Origin of the sequence: Marinobacterium sp. BA1 (assembly GCF_041155135.1) — a bacterium.
In the GTDB taxonomy this organism is placed as follows: Bacteria; Pseudomonadota; Gammaproteobacteria; order Pseudomonadales; family Balneatricaceae; genus Marinobacterium; species Marinobacterium iners.
This window is the reverse complement of the sequence record NZ_BAAFHC010000001.1, coordinates 235,940-253,974: the sequence shown is the minus strand read 5'-3', so window position 1 is coordinate 253,974 and position 18,035 is coordinate 235,940. Positions and strand designations below refer to the sequence as shown.

12 protein-coding genes are annotated in these 18,035 nt (G+C 58.4%); 6 read left to right on the top strand and 6 right to left on the bottom strand.

What is annotated here, in order from left to right; all coding sequences use genetic code 11:
- Positions 1 to 26: 26 nt before the first annotated feature.
- The 5 genes from cobN to ACAM29_RS01215 form a co-directional block, all read right to left on the bottom strand.
- On the bottom strand, positions 27 to 4,121 hold the full coding sequence (gene cobN, locus ACAM29_RS01235) for a cobaltochelatase subunit CobN (RefSeq protein ID WP_369622928.1): 4,095 nt from the start codon (positions 4,119 to 4,121) through the stop codon (positions 27 to 29).
- Between the two features lie 11 nt (positions 4,122 to 4,132).
- A complete protein-coding gene (locus ACAM29_RS01230; protein ID WP_369622927.1) occupies positions 4,133 to 6,400 on the bottom strand; it encodes a TonB-dependent receptor in 2,268 nt (755 codons plus the stop codon).
- A 2-nt stretch (positions 6,401 to 6,402) separates the two neighbouring features.
- Positions 6,403 to 6,801: a TonB family protein gene (locus ACAM29_RS01225; protein WP_175527605.1), complete on the bottom strand. Its 399-nt coding sequence runs from the start codon at positions 6,799 to 6,801 to the stop codon at positions 6,403 to 6,405.
- Between the two features lie 351 nt (positions 6,802 to 7,152).
- Complete coding sequence (locus ACAM29_RS01220; RefSeq protein ID WP_091824917.1) at positions 7,153 to 7,557, bottom strand: biopolymer transporter ExbD; 405 nt, start codon at positions 7,555 to 7,557, stop codon at positions 7,153 to 7,155.
- Positions 7,558 to 7,572: 15 nt separating this feature from the next.
- A complete protein-coding gene (locus ACAM29_RS01215) occupies positions 7,573 to 8,139 on the bottom strand; it encodes a MotA/TolQ/ExbB proton channel family protein (RefSeq protein WP_369622926.1) in 567 nt (188 codons plus the stop codon).
- A 167-nt stretch (positions 8,140 to 8,306) separates the two neighbouring features.
- Here ACAM29_RS01215 and ACAM29_RS01210 point away from each other — a divergent pair, with 167 nt between their 5' ends.
- The 5 genes from ACAM29_RS01210 to ACAM29_RS01190 all read left to right on the top strand — a co-directional run bounded on the left by ACAM29_RS01210 (position 8,307) and on the right by ACAM29_RS01190 (position 15,596).
- Entirely contained in the window at positions 8,307 to 9,065 is a 759-nt protein-coding gene (locus ACAM29_RS01210; protein ID WP_369622925.1) for a TlyA family RNA methyltransferase, read from the top strand.
- Positions 9,066 to 9,125: 60 nt separating this feature from the next.
- A complete protein-coding gene (locus ACAM29_RS01205) occupies positions 9,126 to 10,655 on the top strand; it encodes a GNAT family N-acetyltransferase (RefSeq protein ID WP_369622924.1) in 1,530 nt (509 codons plus the stop codon).
- 79 nt (positions 10,656 to 10,734) lie between these two features.
- Positions 10,735 to 11,733 carry an HlyD family efflux transporter periplasmic adaptor subunit gene (locus ACAM29_RS01200; RefSeq protein WP_354407053.1) on the top strand — a complete coding sequence of 333 codons (999 nt, stop codon included), beginning with the start codon at positions 10,735 to 10,737 and terminating at the stop codon, positions 11,731 to 11,733.
- Between the two features lie 4 nt (positions 11,734 to 11,737).
- Positions 11,738 to 14,473, top strand: a complete 2,736-nt coding sequence (rbbA, locus tag ACAM29_RS01195; RefSeq protein WP_369622923.1) for a ribosome-associated ATPase/putative transporter RbbA — start codon at positions 11,738 to 11,740, stop codon at positions 14,471 to 14,473.
- A gap of 1 nt (position 14,474) precedes the next feature.
- Positions 14,475 to 15,596, top strand: coding sequence for an ABC transporter permease (locus ACAM29_RS01190; RefSeq protein WP_369622922.1), 1,122 nt, complete (start codon positions 14,475 to 14,477; stop codon positions 15,594 to 15,596).
- Between the two features lie 102 nt (positions 15,597 to 15,698).
- Here ACAM29_RS01190 and ftsZ read toward each other — a convergent pair whose 3' ends face one another.
- Positions 15,699 to 16,913, bottom strand: coding sequence for a cell division protein FtsZ (gene ftsZ, locus ACAM29_RS01185; RefSeq protein WP_354407047.1), 1,215 nt, complete (start codon positions 16,911 to 16,913; stop codon positions 15,699 to 15,701).
- 125 nt (positions 16,914 to 17,038) lie between these two features.
- Here ftsZ and ACAM29_RS01180 point away from each other — a divergent pair, with 125 nt between their 5' ends.
- Positions 17,039 to 17,986, top strand: coding sequence for an IS30 family transposase (locus ACAM29_RS01180; protein WP_369622921.1), 948 nt, complete (start codon positions 17,039 to 17,041; stop codon positions 17,984 to 17,986).
- Positions 17,987 to 18,035 lie beyond the last annotated feature (49 nt).

The following is an 18,035-nucleotide window of genomic DNA, read 5'->3' as shown; positions in this document are numbered from 1 at the left end:
TTGATCAGATTCACTTCAGGCTCACATCAGGCACGGGCGCGGCGCCCTTGGTGCCAGAATCCCGCCGCAATCGGCAGCAACAGCATAAACAGCCAGTAGTCCAGTGGACTGTCCTGCACCTCCTGACTTACCTCTTCCAGTTTCTGGCCGCTAACCTGCTCGCCCTGGGACTGAGGCTCATTGACACCTTCCGGCGGTGGCGTGGCGGCACTGCTGGCCTGATCCGGCGCCGGGGCGGCACTGATGCCATAGCCAGCCGCCTTGTCTGCCACGAACTGGGCAAAGGTGCGGTTTTCGGTGTACACATCATGTTTGGCCGCAATCTCGGTATACACCTCGACCAGCTCACGCAGGGTTTCATCACTGGCCTCCCAGTAGCCCTTGCGAATCGCTTCGATCATGCGTTCGCTGATCTGCGCCAGCGCCGTGGGGTTGGACTGTTCGAACCACTCGCGCAGCCCCAGTTCGTACTTGTCCTTGACGTACACCTCGTGGAAGGCCTGCCACTGGTCGTCCCTGACCACATTGCGATCCATCACCTGCCAGCCCCAGAAGTTGTTGATCGTCTTCAGCATGTTCAGGGTGCCGGCATAGTCCTCCTGCATCATCTCCTTAACCCAGTTCGGATGCTGGTAAACCGACCTCAGCTCCATCGCCATGAAATTGGCCGCATCCTGCAACCGTGCCTTGCGCGGGTCGCGCATGTTGGAGATGTACAGCTGGGGTGCCTCGCCATCCAGATACTTCACCGCCATGGAGATGCCGCCCAGATACTCGAACGGATGATCGGTATCCAGCAGTCCGCGCAGGTTGGAAGAGCGCGAGAAGACCGCCGCGTCAGTACCCTTCAGATGCTGAGCATAGGTGTTGACCACCTTGCCTTCGGCGTCGGTCAGCTTGCGGCTCCACTGGCTGGCATCGGGGCCGTAGGCCCAGGACATGCGCGACAGATAGAGTTCCTCCAGCTTGCCGTCGCCCTCCTCCCACTGGTCCGATCCCAGCGTGGCCTCGGGCAGCTTGGTGCCGTAGTCGCCGCTTTCGGTGCCAAACACCCGTGTCAGCGCATGATTTTCCGCCTGCTCGGCAGGAATGCCCTGTGCCACCAGCTCTGCACGAATACGCTCGGTGTTGGCACGGACGAAGTTGAGTTCTTTCGGCTCCTTCAACGCCGCCACCAGGGTGACCGCTTCATTGAAACGCTCCATCACCACCGGAAACTGGTCACGGTAGAGCCCGGTCAGGGAAATCACGGCGTCGATGCGCGGACGCCCCAGTTCCTGCTGCGGAATCGCTTCAATGCCGGTCACTCGGCCACCGCGATCCCACACCGGCTTCACGCCCAGTGCCCAGAAGATTTGCGCCTCCAGCATGCCCAGATGACGCATGGTCTCGGTACTCCAGAGCGTGAAGGTCAGTTTCTGCGGATAACGGCCGTGCTGCGCCTTGTAGTTGTCGATCAGCTCCTGCATCGCCTTCACCCCGGCATCATAGGCGGCCTTGGTGGGCACCCGGTTGGGATCGAAGCCGTAGATGTTGCGCCCGGTCGGCAGCGCATCGGGGTTGCGGATCGGATCGCCACCATAGCTCGGATCGATGAATCCGCTGGACAGACCAGTGATCAGCGCCCGGGTTTCCGCTTCGGCGGCATAGTTGTCCGCCAGCTGACGTGCCTCCCTGACCAGCTGCTGCTGCGTCGGCGGCAGGGCGTCCGTTACGGCCTGCTGCACCACATACCTGAGTACGAAGCGGTAGGGCTCGGTTTGCTTGATCTGCTCATAGTCCGCCACGAACAGAGCATCCGGGTTGTCGATCCCCAGCTCGGCGGCCAGTGGCTTGAGCAGAATCAGCATCAGGTTCATCGCCCGATACTCGTCCGTCATGGTGTCGCCGAAGGTGTGCAGTCCCAGGGGCTGCAGGGCTCCGGCCAGCAGCTCGATATGGTCCTCGACCCGGCGCAAGTGAGTTTCGAAGTTCTGCCGCCAGACCTGTTCTTCCAGCCCCACGTCCTTGTGCAGGTTCTGCTCGATCACTGCTTCGATGATGTTGGCTTTGGCCGTTTCCTTGACCATGCCCTCATCCACGCCGTGATATTCCCGCAGCAGGTCATTCAGCGCCGTCAGCTCCGGCGCCAGTCCGGCCGGGGAAAAGGCCGGCGTCTGGTGCGAGATAATCACACCGCGACCACGGCGCTTGACGTGGATCGCTTCGCCGATGTTGTCGACGATATAGGGATAGAGCACCGGCGTATTGCCCACCAGCAGGTTGGGATAATCATAGGCCCAGAGTCCGCGCTCCTTGCCCGGCGTCCACTCCTGGGAGCCGTGGGTACCGAAGTGGATGATGGCATCGCTGCCAAAGCCTTCCCGCAACCACAGATAGGTGGCCAGATAGCCATGGTGCAGCGGCACCTTGGTGTCGTGGAACAGGTCCTTTTCGCGCTCGTCGCCGGGCCGGTCGCTGCGCTTGGGCTGCGGCAGGATCACCAGATTGCCGGCCTCAATACGCGGGATGGCAAAGCCCTTTTCCCCGTCCTTCTCCACCAGCCAGCCACTGCTGCCCGCATCGCCCCAGAACCCGGTGATCTCGCTGCGCACGCTGGCCGGCAGCGCCTCAAACCAGCGCTGATAGTCCGCCAGCGGCATAAAGGCCCAGTGTTCGGTCGCCGTCAGTTCCTGTAACGCTTCTTTACGGTAGAAAGGCCGCAACAGCGTACCGAAGCTGTCGATCAGCGCCTGTTCGTCACGGCTCTCCAGCCGGTAGCCCTCGGCCTTGAGGTCTTCAATCAATTTAGCGACCGAGCGCGGCACGTTCATGTTGGACGCACTGATATTCTGCTCCCCGGCCGGGGTGTTCCAGAACACCAGCGCCAGCCGCTTGTCGGCATTGGCCTTGCGTTTCAACTGTGCCAGCTTGACCGCCTTGCCCAACAGCAGATCGAGCTGCTCCGGCATCGGCACCATCTCGCCACCCTCATTGGTCGACAACACTACCGGGTCCTGAATGCCGATGTACTCGGCCACCGAGAGCTGGAACGGGATATAAAAGGTGCTGATACCGGCCAGATCGGCCTGGTATTCCTCGCGGTTGCCGTTGCGGTAGTTGATCACGTTCAGTACCGGCATATTCTGCGCCCGGTAGCGCGCCAGCCGCTGGTCCGGTCCGACACCGAGAAAGGTGTTGACGGTCATCACATCGACGACCCGTTCGTCACCCAGCGTAATCAGAGGTTCATCCAACTGATGCGGTGCCAGTTCCATTGGATTGGGGAAATCGCCCGGATTGCGTTCGATCACCGGCTCACCCTGCTCCGCCGCTGCAATTGGCTGGCCAGCTCCCGGTCGACTACCTTCCGGACGCCCACCGCCGGAACGACCTTCACGGCTGGGCGGCGTCAGGTTGCGCGCATCGCGGTAGTACACAACAGGGACAGCATTACGAGCCTCCGCGCCCAGAATGAATTCATCGAGCATGCGGTTCTGCGCATCGGCGATATAGCTTGAGCTGGTTTCCATGCCGACCACCGGCAGGCCTTTCCAGTCCTTGCTCATACGCTGCTGCCACCATTCCAGATAATCAGCCAGATCGGTAAACAGCTCGCCCGGCGCATCCGGGTGGTAGATGGCGCCATCTGGCATCGGCACGGCATCGGGCACCTGCGTCCAGTCTTCGCCCTTGAGCCAGAGCGCCAGGAACTGAGCCAGGTAGGCCCTGTTCTGCTCACGCCCACCCAGATAATAGGCGTAGAGGCGCTCTGCAAAGTCTGACTCGATCCGTTCGGCCCTCAGCCGGCTCATCCAGTTCATCCGGTTGATATGCACCACCGGCCTGGCAAAACGACGCCAGTAATCGCCTGCCTGACTGTCCACCTCGGCGATATCTTCCTGCCGAGGGGCATCGACAATGATCAGCCGGGCCGCCTTGACAGCAGCTTCCAGTGCAACGTCATCGGTGCGGCTGACATCATGCCAGTTCAGATCCACACCTTCGCTCCTGGCTGCCTGCGCAACCTGATCCAGCTTCTTCCCCAGTACAAAGTCGGTGGTCAGCAGCACCACATCGGCCGCACTGGCCGCCGTTGCCCACAGACACAGCACCAGGCCGGTCAATACTCTCGACAACATGCTCAGGCTCCTCAGAAGCGATAGCGTACACCGGCCTGCCAGCGGCGACCGGTGGACGGAATGATGGACAGGTCTTCAGCGTTGTAGACGCCGTCATATTCCATGCCGGTGGCCGGACTGCCATTGCTGTCGTTGACACCGCGGGCGATGACCCAGTACTCCTTGTCGAACAGGTTGTCGATACGCATGAATAGCTGAATGTTGTCTTGCTCACCGCTGCCAACCCTAAGGTTGTACTCGGCCATCAGGTTCACCAGCGTGCGTCCGGCCCACTTCTCCTGATTGATCTCATCGGCCCAGGCGGTGGAGCGGTAATCAACTTCAGTGGTCAGTTTCAGGTTGTCGATGCCGAACCAGTGCAGCCGCGCATTGATCTGGTGAGGAGATACCCGCGGCACCCGGTTGCCCGTGTTGTCGTGGTGCACCAGGGTGTAGCTGTTCACCGGGTCATTGAAACTGGCCGGATCGACATAGCCGAAGCGCCCGTAGGGGTTGCCCAACGCCTGATAGAAATCGTCGTAGCGGGTAAAGACTGAGTGCAGCCAGGTATAGGACAGGTCGAACGCAAAATCCTGATGCGGCTCGGTGGTTAACTGGAGCTCAAAACCGCGCGTTCGCGTACCACCTATATTGTCGTAAATAGCCGCTTCACCCGTCACATCATGACTGGCGCTGTTCGGGCTGTACTGACCACTGGTGTCAAGAATGAAATCATCACGTTCGACCTGGAAAACAGACGCACTTAGAGCACTGGGCCAGCCACCGAGATTGAAAGCCTGACGAAGTCCCAGTTCGTAGGTCAACGATTCTTCGGGTTCCAGATTCGGATTGTTGGCCACCGCCTGGTCGCCGCTGAGATCGGTGCGGTACAGCTGCGACAACGTCGGCGTTCTGAAACCGGTGGAGGCACTGGCAAACAGTGTAGAGCCCGGGGTCAGGTCGTGGGTCAGCCCCAGACGCCAGGAGTTGACGTTGAAGGCCTTGTCAGCGTCGGCGTCACTCAGATGGTCTCGGTACTCAACCTCAATTCGGTCATGGCGGGCATTGGCGGTCAGAGTGGTGTCCTGCGCCAGTTGATACTTGAACTCCACGAACAGCGCCTGGGTGTCGGTTTGACCTTCATCCTCGCTGAGCAGTGTGCCCGCAGCCGTGGTCGCGCCCCGAGAAAAGGTGCGATAGTCCCTCAGCGCGCGTACTGCATTGTCCGTGCTGTCCCGGCGCAGATCCAGCCCCAGCAGTGTCCCCAGGCGGTCGCCGCTGTGGTTGAGCTCCAGCTTCAGGCCACGCTGGGTCTGGGAATAATCGGTATCGTACTTGTAATCATCCGCCGCAATGGTACGCGCACCCGTGCCATCATAACTCATCGGGCCGGACCAGAAGCTGGTGTCGTCCGTGTACTGATAGACCAGGCCACGCAGGCTCAGGCTATCGTTCAGCTCACGTGAATACGCCAGATTGAGGCGTTCAAGATCCACATCGAAGTTACGGGTATAGTCACGTGACGCGGTATTGCCCTCGGGGTCGGTCGCGGCCTGGGTCGCTCCCTTGACCGAACCGCTGCGATCCCGATAACGGTCCGACTTTTCGAAGCCGAAACTCAGATCGCTAACTTCATCCGGATACCAGGTAATGTTGCCCGACAGGGTTTCTGCCCAGCTGTTACCCAACGCATAGAAACCATCGCTGCTGCGGTCGGCGTACTGAACATGCGCCTGCAAGTTGTCGGTCCCGCCGCCAGCTCTCAGTACGGAGCGCTCATAGCCGAAGCTGCCTCGCTCATGCTCCAGCGAAACGCCTTGTTGCGCATAACCACGCTTGGTCTTGATGATGACAGCACCAGCCAGCGCGTCTTCACCGAACAGATAGGAGGCTCCGCCCTTGACCACATCGATGGACTCGATGTTATCCAGATCGATATTGACCTTGCCGGTGCGCTCAAACACCGGCACGCCGTCAATCACGATCACCACGCCCGGCGGCTCACCCATGTAGCGCTGATTCTCGACCCCCCGGATCTTGATCTTGATATCCTCACCGCCGGACTGATCCGTGGTGATGCCGGGGATCGCCTGCAATACCTGCTGAAGATTCTGCGCATGCTGCTGCTCGATCTCTTCCCGCGAAAGCGACACAGTGGAACTGGGTTGAGTTCTGTCCTCACCGAAACGGTCCTCGATAGTCGAGGAGTACACCCGAATCACCTGCTCCTGTGCCTGTACAGCGGCAATCGGCAAACCCGCCAACAACATGGCGGCACAGAGTTTTTTATATCCTTTCATGGTTAGATCCTGTCCTGAAGCGAATAGATCATGCGAACCTGCACACTGACTGGCGCCTGCCCCGGATCGGGCGGATAGGGCAAGGCTCGGCGCACCGCCTGCAGCGTCGAAGTGCGAAACGCGGTATGCCCTTCCAACCAATGAAATGCCTGCATCTCTCCTGTGTCATTAACACTGACGCTGAAAAGCACTTCATCGGACAGCCCCCTCTCTCGGGCGCGGCGTGGGTAGGTTTTATATTGCTCGATGCGCTGAGTAAGACGCTGGGCATAACTGGGTTTAAGCGGTTTGGGCGCAGTATTCACTGGTGGCGCAGGAACTGCCGACTCAGCGGATGGTGGCGGTGTTACAGCAGTAAGGCTTGCTGTCTGGTCAACAGACGCCGTGACATCTTCCTTCATGTGAGAAACCGTGGTCGGCCTCCGGGAAGGTGCAGACTCGGCAGGTACGTGCGGCTTTTCCTGAACAATACTGTCTTGCCTGACGCTTGGTTTTGGCTGCTCAGTGGCTACCGCTACAGCTGCTGATGAGGTACTTGGCGGAGCCAGAACGGGAGGTGGCGGAGCTTGAACGGGAGGTGACGGAGCCTGAAGGGGAGGTGCCTTCGATTGATAAACGGCCACCAATATGGGCTCAGCTGTATAGTCCGGTGAGTGCGTCACTCCTCTGAACCAGTCCAGGTCCAAAAAAAACCAGGTCAACATCACATGCATCAGGCAGGAGAGCAGCACGCCCTTGAAGATCATGCTCAGCTACCTCACCGGCTCTTCAACGGCAAAACCGATAGTTGATACTCCCTGCTGTCTCGCCCTGTCCATCAACGCCATAACCGGCTCAAATGGAGCACGCTCATCAACCCTCAGTACCAGTGATTGTTGCTTTTCAACCATCTGCAAGAGCAACGCATCCAACTGTTCATCAGACAGTAACCGGTCAGCCTGATATAAATGACCCATCAAACTTATATTGATGAACACAGGCTCATCGATATTTCCTTCATCCCCGCTTTTGGCATCGGGCAAGCTGACTTCGAATCGTTTTTCATTGATAAAATGAGATGTCAGCATGAAAAACACCAGAAGAATGAAAACAATATCAATCAATGGCGTTATATTAATACTCTGATTGGATAACCGCTTTCGAGGATAATACTGCATGGCATTTTCCTATAATCAGATCCCTTGACTTTCAACAGGCTCATGAATTACCTCAGAAACAGCTACATATAGCTGCCAATGATGCTTTTCAATCAATGACTCCAATGCATGCAGGAAGAACAATAAAGGCAAGGCAACCGCCAAACCTACACCTGTTGTAAGCATGGCCTCCCAGATACCGCCCGCGAGCATCTGCGCATTGACGCCCGCACCTTCTGACTCAATGACACGAAATGCCGATATCATGCCAATAATGGTGCCTAAAAGCCCCATCAAGGGAGCCGTATTGGCGAGTACGCTCAGAGTTTTTAGCCCGGTTTCAAAATACCGTATGTGCGTGGTTATCAAACGCTGAGCAAGAACACGAAGAGACTCCTGATCCAGGCCTGATTGTTGTGCAACCGTGAGGCGCTGAAATATCTCTTTGTATTCACCGGTAGAATTATCAGGCACCAGAGGATCTGAGTAAGCCCCCCGGTCTTTTAAGAGGCGCAAATAGGCCGATATAACTATGGAAAATCCCACGACCGAGTAGGCAACAAGTATCCAGGTTATTACACCACCTTTTACTAATATATCCATGGCGCCCCCTTATTTTTCATGGCGCCATTTTAGGTATAAAAACATATAATCCAATGCGACATAGTGTCACAGGAGCAATCACTGTCTGTAGTGAGCACAATCCAGATCAGGCACCCTATCGCATAGGGTTTCGGTATAATGACCCAATTTAACTCAGGATCATCGCCATGCAACGACTGGATCTGCTGTTGGTGGAACGCGGCATTGCCGAGACACGCACCCGTGCCCAGCGCCTGATCAAAGAGGGTCGCGTCGAGGCTGAGCTGGGGCAGTGGCAGCGATTGGACAAACCCTCTTTCAAGCTGCCGGTTGACACTCCCGTGCGTGTGGAGAGCAGTGACGAAGACCGGTTTGTTTCACGCGGTGCCCTCAAGCTGCAGCATGCACTGGCGTCACTCAACCCTGGTGTTGAAGGCATCACCGCACTGGATGTGGGTCAGTCCACCGGCGGCTTCACCGACTGCCTGCTGCAACACGGTGCTGCCAAAGTCGTTGGCATTGAAGTTGGTCACGATCAGCTGCACCCGCGCCTGCGCCAGGATCCGCGGGTCATTTGTCTGGAAGGCTATAACGCCCGCGCACTGGAACCGTCACTGCGTGAGCACACTCCCGAAGCACTCGGGTTCGAGCTGGCAGTCATGGATGTTTCATTCATTTCACAAACCCTGATCCTGCCATCACTCGCTCCTCTGCTGCGACCCGAGGGTCTGCTGATTACGCTGGTCAAGCCACAGTTTGAAGCCGGCCCTGAACATATCGGCAAGGGTGGTCTGGTACGTGACTCCGCCATCTATGAACGGATACGTCAGAAAATTGAAGCCTGTTGCCGCGACAATAACCTTTTACCCTGTTGGTGGAACGAAAGCCCGATTACCGGTGGTGATGGCAATCGCGAGTTCCTGCTCGCCGCTCGTCGGCAAGGCTGACTTGCGCCCATTCCCGCCCTGCCGCACACTGCAAGCGAATTCCGCTAAAGAGGACCGATCATGCGCATCGAAGACATGCACCTTGTCATCCGCAATCTGGAACATGAGGACTATCCCCGCCTGAAAGTGCTGATGGACCGTGTCTATGATGATATTGGCGGGTCCTGGCCCGAACACACCATTAACAAGCTGATCGATGAATTTCCTGAAGGCCAGATCTGTGTATTTGACGGTGATGAACTGGCCGGCATCGCGCTGTCGGCACAGGTGCGTTATGACCGCTTCAGCAACCCTCACTCCTATGAAGATCTGATCGGGAAGCGGATGACCATCCTCAATGACCCCGACGGTGATGCCCTGTACGGTCTGGATGTGCTGATCCACCCGGAGTACCGCGGCTTTCGCCTGGGTCGCCGCCTGTATGAGGCACGCAAGGAGCTGTGTCGTCAGTACAACCTGCGCTCGATCCTGGCAGGGGGACGCATTCCCAATTACTACAAACACGCCAGCGAGATGACCGCCAGTGAGTACATTGGCAAGGTGCGACAGCGCGAGCTATACGACCCGATCCTGACCTTCCAGCTGTCGAACAATTTTCAGGTCAAGCGCCTGCTGGGCAGTTACCTGCCGGAAGACACCAAGTCTCAGGGCTATGCCACCTTGCTGGAATGGAACAATATTCTGTTCGAGCCCGAAGACAACGTGATCAGCAGCCGTCCAACCCAGGTTCGAATCGGCGCCATCCAGTGGCAGATGCGTGAAGTGGAGTCGGTGGAAGAGCTGCTCAAACAGGTCGAGTATTTCGTCGACACACTGTCTGAATATCAGAGTGACTTTGCGCTGTTCCCGGAGTTTTTCAACGCACCGTTGATGGGCCTGACCGATCAAACCAGCCAGACCAGCGCCATTCGCTTTCTGGCAGGGTTCACCGAGCGGTTCCGTAATGAGATGTCCCACTTTGCGGTCAGCTACAACATCAATATCATCACCGGCTCGATGCCGCTGCTGGAAGGTGACCACCTCTACAACGTCAGCTACCTCTGCCGCCGTGACGGTACGGTGGAAGAGCAGCGCAAGCTCCACATTACCCCGCATGAGCGACGTGACTGGGTCATTCGTGGCGGTGACCAGCTGCGTGTATTCGAAACCGATGCCGGGCGTGTAGGCATCTTGATCTGCTACGATGTGGAGTTTCCCGAACTGGGCCGCCTGCTGGCGGATCAGGATATGGATATTCTGTTTGTGCCTTTCTGGACCGACACCAAGAACGGCTACCTGAGGGTGCGCAACTGCGCTCAGGCACGGGCCATCGAGAACGAGTGCTACACCGTCATCTGCGGCAGTGTGGGCAACTTGCCTTCGGTTGAAAGTCTGGACGTGCAATATGCGCAGTCATCCGTCTTCTCGCCTTCTGACTTTGCCTTCCCGCATGATGCCGTGATGGCCGAAACCACTCCCAACACCGAGATGATCATGTTCTCAGATCTGGATCTGGACCAGATCCGTGTGATCCGCAACGAAGGTTCGGTCACCAACCTGAAAGATCGCAGGCGCGATCTGTACAACCTCAAGTGGCGTCACGAGATGTGATCAGACCCACTGCTCTGGCCCCGTGCGGACCAGAGCAGTACACTGGACACAACAGGTACCCGGCTACAAGGAGTTAAACGTGCGCCACCTGCTTCCTTCTGTTGTCATACTCGCCCTGCTGGCCACTGCCGGCATCTACCTGTTCAACCCACTGAGTGACGAACACGCATTGCCGCCAGGACTAACCGCCGCCAACGGTCGTATCGAAGCAGCGGAGATCGATATTGCAACCAAGGTAGCCGGCCGGATCGTTGAAGTTATGGTGCATGAAGGGGACCTGGTCAAACAGGGACAACCCCTGGCGCGACTGGATAGCCGTCAGCTGGAGGCCCAGTTGGCGGCCGCCGAATCCGCAGTACGCCAAGCCGAGCAGCAGCACCTGTACACCCTTGCTGTTGTTCAGCAACGCGAGAGTGGTCATACACTCGTTCAAAAGGAGTTGGCCCGAGTGCGTAGCATGGTCGATAAGAAACTGGCTTCCCAGGACAAAATGGACCAAGCACTCAACGCCAGCCAAAGCGCAGCGGCCGCCTTGCTCGCGGCGCAGCGCCAAGCTCAGTTGGCACTGGACCAAATCACGGCCGCCGAGGCGAACGCGGAGCAGATTCGCAGCCTGCTGGATGACACCCTGCTAACCGCACCAGTCGCAGGACGGGTACTCTACCGCCTGAATGAACCGGGCGAAGTACTCGCCGCCGGGGGCAAAGTGATAACCCTGCTTGATATCGGCCAGGTTTACATGCCGGTCTATCTGCCGACCGCCGAAATCGGTCGCCTGAACTTGGGTGACGAGGCGCGCATCCTGGTTGATGCCCTGCCGGAGGTTGCCATCCCGGCCCGCATCACCTTCATTTCTCCGCAATCCCAGTTCACCCCCAAAGAGGTGGAAACCCGCAGCGAGCGCGACAAGCTGATGTTTCGCGTCAAGGTCAGTATCGATCCTGCCGTACTGGAACAGCACCGTGACAAGGTCAAGACAGGCCTGCCTGGCATCAGCTATCTGCGCCTGGATCCTCAGGTCCACTGGCCGGAATGGCTGACACCGCCTGCCGGCCTGACCACTGCCGACGCACTTTGAGGAGATGACCATGTCGGACACTGTGGCCCACCTGGTTAGTGTCGGCCACCGCTATGGCGACGTGACCGCGCTGGAACCCACCACCCTGGCACTGCCTGCCGGCTGCATGATCGGCCTGATCGGGCCGGACGGCGTCGGCAAGTCCACCCTGCTCAGCCTGCTGGCCGGTGTGCGCAAGATCCAGACGGGCACTATCCGCCTGTTCGAGGGCGACCTGAGCCAGCCGAGCTTTCGCCGCCAGGTGTGCCCTCGTATCGCCTACATGCCCCAGGGGCTGGGGCGCAACCTTTACATGACCCTGACGGTGGCGGAGAACATCGACTTTTTCGCCCGCCTGTTTGATCAGGACCGACGCGTTCGCGCGGCACGCATTGACGACCTGCTGCACAGCACCGGCTTGGCTCCCTTTCGCGATCGACCGGCTGGCAAGCTGTCCGGTGGCATGAAGCAGAAACTTGGGCTCTGCTGTGCCCTGATCCATGACCCCGACCTGCTGATTCTGGATGAACCGACCACCGGTGTGGACCCGCTGTCCCGTCGCCAGTTCTGGCAACTGATCGAGCGCATCCGCCGTCAGCGGCCCGGCATGAGTGTACTGGTCGCCACCGCCTATATGGACGAAGCCATGGGGTTCGACTGGCTGGTAGCGATGAACGCCGGCCAGGTGCTGGCGACCGGCAGCCCGCAGCAGCTGCTTGCCCGCACGGGCGCTCTGGAACTGGATACCGCCTTTGTCCGCCTGCTCCCCGAGTCCGAAGGGAAGACCCACCAGCCCTTGCAGATTCCGCCCCTTGAGCTGGATGACCAAAGCATCGCCATCGAAGCCAAGGGGCTGACTCGCCGTTTCGGCCGTTTCACCGCCGTCGACAATGTCAGCTTCAAAATCCGGCGCGGCGAGATCTTCGGCTTCCTCGGCTCCAACGGCTGCGGCAAAACCACGACCATGAAGATGCTGACCGGCCTGCTCGAACCCAGTGAAGGCGAGGCGCTACTGTTTGGGCAGCCCTTGAATGCTCGCGATCTGGCGACCCGCGCCCGCGTCGGCTTCATGTCGCAGGCATTCTCCCTGTATGAAGAGCTGAGCGTGATCCAGAACCTGCTGCTGCATGCGCGCCTGTTTCAGCTGCCGCCGGCGCACAGGGAATCCCGCGTCGCCCAGCTGCTGGATCAGTTTAGCCTGACCGAGTATCGCGACCAGCTGGCCACCGCTCTGCCACTTGGTATCCGTCAGCGCCTTTCTCTGGCAGTGGCGATCATTCACGAACCCGACATCCTGATATTGGACGAACCCACCTCCGGCGTTGATCCACGGGCGCGTGACGACTTCTGGCGCGAACTGGTTCGCCTGTCTCGCGAGCAAGGGGTCACCATCTTTATCTCAACCCACTTTATGAACGAGGGCGCCCGCTGTGACCGCATCTCGTTGATGCATGCCGGTCAGGTCCTCGCCTGCGACACACCCGACGCACTGATCCGACGACAGGGTCGGGAGACGCTGGAAGAAGCGTTCATCGATTACCTTCAGGCTGAGACACAGGATACTGACACCCCCCCGGACACAAAGCCGGAAGCCGATACCCGGCCCGAACCGGCAACCACAGCCCCCAATCGTCTGTTCAGCCCGCGCCGCCTGCTGGCCTACTCTCGCCGCGAAACGCTGGAGATCCTTCGCGACCCCATACGCACGGCTTTCGCACTGCTAGGTTCGGTAATTCTGATGCTGGTGCTCGGCTACGGGCTATCGTTCGATGTGGAAGACCTGACATTTGCCGTGCTGGATCATGACCGTACCCCGGAAAGCCGGGCCTACATCGACAACATTGCCGGCTCACGCTACTTCAACCGGCAAGCGGATGCCGTTTCGGAAGCCGAGCTGGAACAACGCATGCGCAGCGGCAAACTCGCCGTCGCACTGATTCTTCCGGCCGGATATGGCCGTGCGCTGAAGCTGGGACAATCTCCAGAGGCCGGTGTATGGATCGACGGCGCCATGCCCTTTCGTGGCGAGACCATTCACGGCTATCTGCAGGGCATGCACCTGCAATACCTGCTACAAATGGCTTCCCAGATGCGGATGGACATTTCGGCACTGCAACCAGCCGGATTCCAAACCCGCTACCGCTACAACCAGGACTTTCGCAGCCTCAACGCCATGGTTCCGGCGATGATTCCGATTCTGCTGATCTTCATCCCATCGATCCTGATGGCATTGGGCGTCGTGCGCGAGAAAGAGCTGGGCTCAATCACCAACCTCTACGCCTCTCCGGTAACACGGCTGGAGTTCCTGCTTGGCAAGCAGTTGCCCTATATCCTGCTTAGCATGATCAGTTTTATCGGTCTTGTACTGATTTCGGTCATCCTGTTCCAGGTACCGCTAAAAGGCAGCTTTCTGCTGCTAACACTGGCGACACTGCTCTATGTGACAGCAACCACGGGACTGGGACTGTGCATTTCGGCCTTCACCAAAACACAGGTAGCAGCACTGGCCGGCACCGCCATCATAACGCTGCTGCCGGCGATCAACTTCTCCGGACTGACCCAGCCCGTCACATCACTGGAAGGGGTCGCTGCCCTGGTCGGCAACGGTTATCCAACCACCTGGTTCCTGACCATCAGCCGCGGTATTTTCACCAAATCACTGGGGCTGGCCGAACTCTGGCCACACCTGCTGATGCTGGCCGCCTTTATCCCGGTATTGACGCTGTTGAGTCTGGTCCTGCTCAAGCAGCAGGAGCGCTGACATGAAGGTATCCAATATCGCCCAGCTGGGCATCAAGGAACTGCGCAGCCTCTGGCATGACCGGGTGTTACTGTTGCTGATTATCTGGGCCTTCAGTGGCGGCATTTACGCGATGGCCAAAAGCAGTTCGGTGGCGGTCCATAACGCCCCCATTGCCATCGTCGACCAGGATCGATCGCCACTGTCGACACGACTCCAGACACTGTTTACCCCTCCCTGGTTCAAGGCGCCAGACCTGCTTGAAGAGCAGCAGGTAGATCTCGCGCTGGACCGGGGCAACTACACCTTCGTACTGTTTATTCCCCATCGTTTTGAAGCGGACCTGCGGGCAGGCCAGCAGCCCGAGCTGCAGCTGATCATCGATGCCACCCGAATGACCCAGGCTTTCCTCGGCAGCCGTTACATACAGCAGATCGTTCAGCAGGAACTGCTGCAGACACTCAACGACCGCCCGGACAACAGCGAACTGCCGATTCGCCTGGAAACCCGTGTCTGGTTCAACCCCAATCTTGAAAGCAGCTGGTTCGGCAGCGTCATGGAGATCATCAACAACATTACGCTGCTGTCGATCATCCTGACCGGAGCCGCTCTGATTCGTGAACGTGAACACGGCACCCTCGAGCACCTGATGGTGATGCCGCTTACCCCCGCCGAGATCATGCTGGCCAAATTGACCGCTAACGCCTGCGTCGTCCTCCTGGCCGCCAGCCTGTCGCTGTATCTGGTGGTGCAGTGGGCGCTGGGCGTCCCGGTCAGCGGCTCGGTCCCCCTGTTCCTGGCCGGAGCCGCCATCCATCTATTTGCCGCTGGCAGTATTGGAATTTTCCTTGGTACTTTGGCTCGCTCAATGCCTCAGTTCGGCCTGCTGCTGATTCTAACCATTCTGCCCCTGCAGCTGCTCAGTGGCGGCATTACCCCCCGCGAAAGCATGCCCGAAACGGTCCAGCAGTTGATGCTGCTGGCACCCACCACGCACTTTGTCAGCTTTGCCCAGGCGATTCTCTACCGAGGCGCCGGCCTTGCCGTGGTCTGGCCCTCTTTCCTGGCTACAGCAGGTATAGGGCTAGTGTTTTTCCTGCTGACACTGGGACTGTTCAGGCGCAGTCTTGCGCGAGAGCACTGAGTTTTATCCCTGCCAGACAGCTAACAAAAAAACCCGCCGGGCCTTGAGGCCGGGCGGGAATTCAGGAGGGGACCCGAGCACTGCCCGGGGGTGATCACTTAATCAATCAGCCTGACGGCGCAGAAACGCCGGGATATCCAGGAAATCCATATCGTCAGTGCCGGTCTTTTTCATCGGCACTGAATCCATCTGCGTTTCAGCCAGCTCATTCTGCACCGGACGTGCTTTCTCTTCACTCTGGCGGTTGCGCAATACTGTCGGTAGCTCCAGCTGGTTGAAGTCAGCCGTCTTTACCGTACGGGAAGACTGAGCACGCGGAGCGCTGGTATCGCCGTTCACAACACGAGACTCGGCAGCCTGAGCACGCTCCAGACCCGTGGCGACAACAGTGACCTTGAGCTCGTCAGACAGTTCAGGATCGATGACGGTCCCTACCACAATAGTGGCATTTTCAGAGGCATATTCTTCGACCAGATCACCGACCTCGGAGAATTCACCCAGGCTAAGATCCAGGCCGGCGGTAATGTTAACCAGAATACCGCTGGCGCCTTTCAGGTCGATATCTTCCAGCAGCGGGCTGTTAATTGCCGCTTCGGCCGCTTCACGAGCACGATTTTCACCGCGGGCGACACCGGTACCCATCATCGCCATGCCCATTTCAGACATAACGGTACGCACGTCGGCAAAGTCCACGTTGATCATGCCAGGGCGGATGATCAGATCCGCGATCCCCTGCACTGCGCCCTTGAGCACATCATTGGCCGTACCGAAGGCACTGACCAGAGTACAGTTCTTGCCCAGTACCGGCAGCAGTTTTTCGTTCGGGATGATGATCAGTGAATCAACATGTTCCTGCAGTTCACGGATCCCCTCTTCGGCTATCTTCTTGCGACGACGACCTTCAAACGGAAATGGCTTGGTCACGACCGCCACGGTCAGAATGCCCATTTCACGAGCCACTTCTGCCACAATCGGAGCGGCACCGGTACCGGTACCGCCACCCATGCCAGCCGTAATGAAGACCATATCAGCACCGGACAGGGTTGCCGCGATACGCTCACGGTCTTCCAGTGCAGCCTGACGGCCCACCTCAGGGTTGGCACCGGCGCCCAACCCCTTGGTCAGTTCGCCACCGATATGCAGTGCCGTTTTGGCCGCCATGCTGTTCAGTGCCTGCGCATCGGTATTGGCACAGATGAAATCCACACCCTCCAGTTCGGTGGTTACCATGTGGTTGACGGCATTACCACCGCCGCCACCAACACCGACCACCTTGATTACCGCACTCTGAGGTACACTATCCACCAGCTCAAACATATTTATCCCCTCCAGATACGCGGGAATTCAGATAATAAGTGCGACACTCATGGTTGAACGGCGAGAGGTGGCCAACTGCCGAAGGTGGTACGCTTCAGCTCGCCAAAGTCAAAGTAAGTATCACCATGAGTTATCAGCAGTTGACCGAGGGGAAACGATACCAGATATCGGCTCTCCTTACGCAGGGATATTCGCCGGCAGCGATCGCTACTGTAGTTGAAGTTCATCGCTCCACAGTCTACCGGGAGATGAAGCGTAACAGTCATGACGGGGTGTATGAGCCCGAGGAAGCGCATGCCAGAAGCCATGCACGTCGAGTCATGGCACGCAAATACAGAGTGCCGGAGCAGACCGTCATGTATGTGGAACTGACATTGTCCTGGCACTGGAGTCCGGAACAGATCAGCGGTATCGGCAAGCTCATTGGTCTGCCGGTGAGCCATGAGTGGATATACCGTCATGTCGCTGCCGATAAGGCCCGTGGCGGCAAGCTCTACAAGACATTGCGCCAAGGACACAAACGGTACCGCAAGGGCAGCAACAGCAAGCGTGCGGTCATCCCGGAGCCGATTTCGATCGACGATCGTCCGGCCATCGTGGACACGCGAGAGCGTTTTGGTGACTGGGAGGTCGATACCGTTCTGGGCAAGCATGGTAGCGGTGCGTTGGTCACGCTGGCGGAGCGCAAGAGTCGCCTGTATCTGGTCCGCAGGGTCGACGCCAAGCGGGCTACGGACGTGCGGGATGCGATCATCGATATGCTCATGCCCTATGCGGACCATGTGCATACAATCACGGCGGACAACGGCAGCGAGTTCGTCGAACACAAGGCCGTAGCGGAAGCGCTGGGGGCGGAGTTCTACTTTGCACACCCGTACTCCTCATGGGAGCGTGGACTGAACGAGAACTTCAACGGGCTGCTGCGGCAGTTCATCCCGAAGGGTACGGATCTGAGGCTGATTACGGATGAAGATGTGCGGTGGGCAGAGAAGAGGTTAAACCTGAGGCCGCGTAAATGCCTCGGATTCAGGCAGCCAGAAATGGTGTTCCAAGAATACCTTCAGGCTGCATAGGCGAGTGTCGCACTTCGGAGTTGAATTCGCGCGGCCCCGTTCTGTCGCC

Excerpts from the sequence above, each read along its gene's own strand:
- cobN (WP_369622928.1), bottom strand. The coding sequence starts at position 4,121 with ATGTTGTCGAGAGTATTGACCGGCCTGGTGCTGTGTCTGTGGGCAACG.
- ACAM29_RS01230 (WP_369622927.1), bottom strand. The coding sequence starts at position 6,400 with ATGAAAGGATATAAAAAACTCTGTGCCGCCATGTTGTTGGCGGGTTTG.
- ACAM29_RS01225 (WP_175527605.1), bottom strand. The coding sequence starts at position 6,801 with ATGAAGGAAGATGTCACGGCGTCTGTTGACCAGACAGCAAGCCTTACT.
- ACAM29_RS01220 (WP_091824917.1), bottom strand. The coding sequence starts at position 7,557 with ATGCAGTATTATCCTCGAAAGCGGTTATCCAATCAGAGTATTAATATA.
- ACAM29_RS01215 (WP_369622926.1), bottom strand. The coding sequence starts at position 8,139 with ATGGATATATTAGTAAAAGGTGGTGTAATAACCTGGATACTTGTTGCC.
- ACAM29_RS01210 (WP_369622925.1), top strand. The coding sequence starts at position 8,307 with ATGCAACGACTGGATCTGCTGTTGGTGGAACGCGGCATTGCCGAGACA.
- ACAM29_RS01205 (WP_369622924.1), top strand. The coding sequence starts at position 9,126 with ATGCGCATCGAAGACATGCACCTTGTCATCCGCAATCTGGAACATGAG.
- rbbA (WP_369622923.1), top strand. The coding sequence starts at position 11,738 with ATGACCATGTCGGACACTGTGGCCCACCTGGTTAGTGTCGGCCACCGC.
- ACAM29_RS01190 (WP_369622922.1), top strand. The coding sequence starts at position 14,475 with ATGAAGGTATCCAATATCGCCCAGCTGGGCATCAAGGAACTGCGCAGC.
- ftsZ (WP_354407047.1), bottom strand. The coding sequence starts at position 16,913 with ATGTTTGAGCTGGTGGATAGTGTACCTCAGAGTGCGGTAATCAAGGTG.
- ACAM29_RS01180 (WP_369622921.1), top strand. The coding sequence starts at position 17,039 with ATGAGTTATCAGCAGTTGACCGAGGGGAAACGATACCAGATATCGGCT.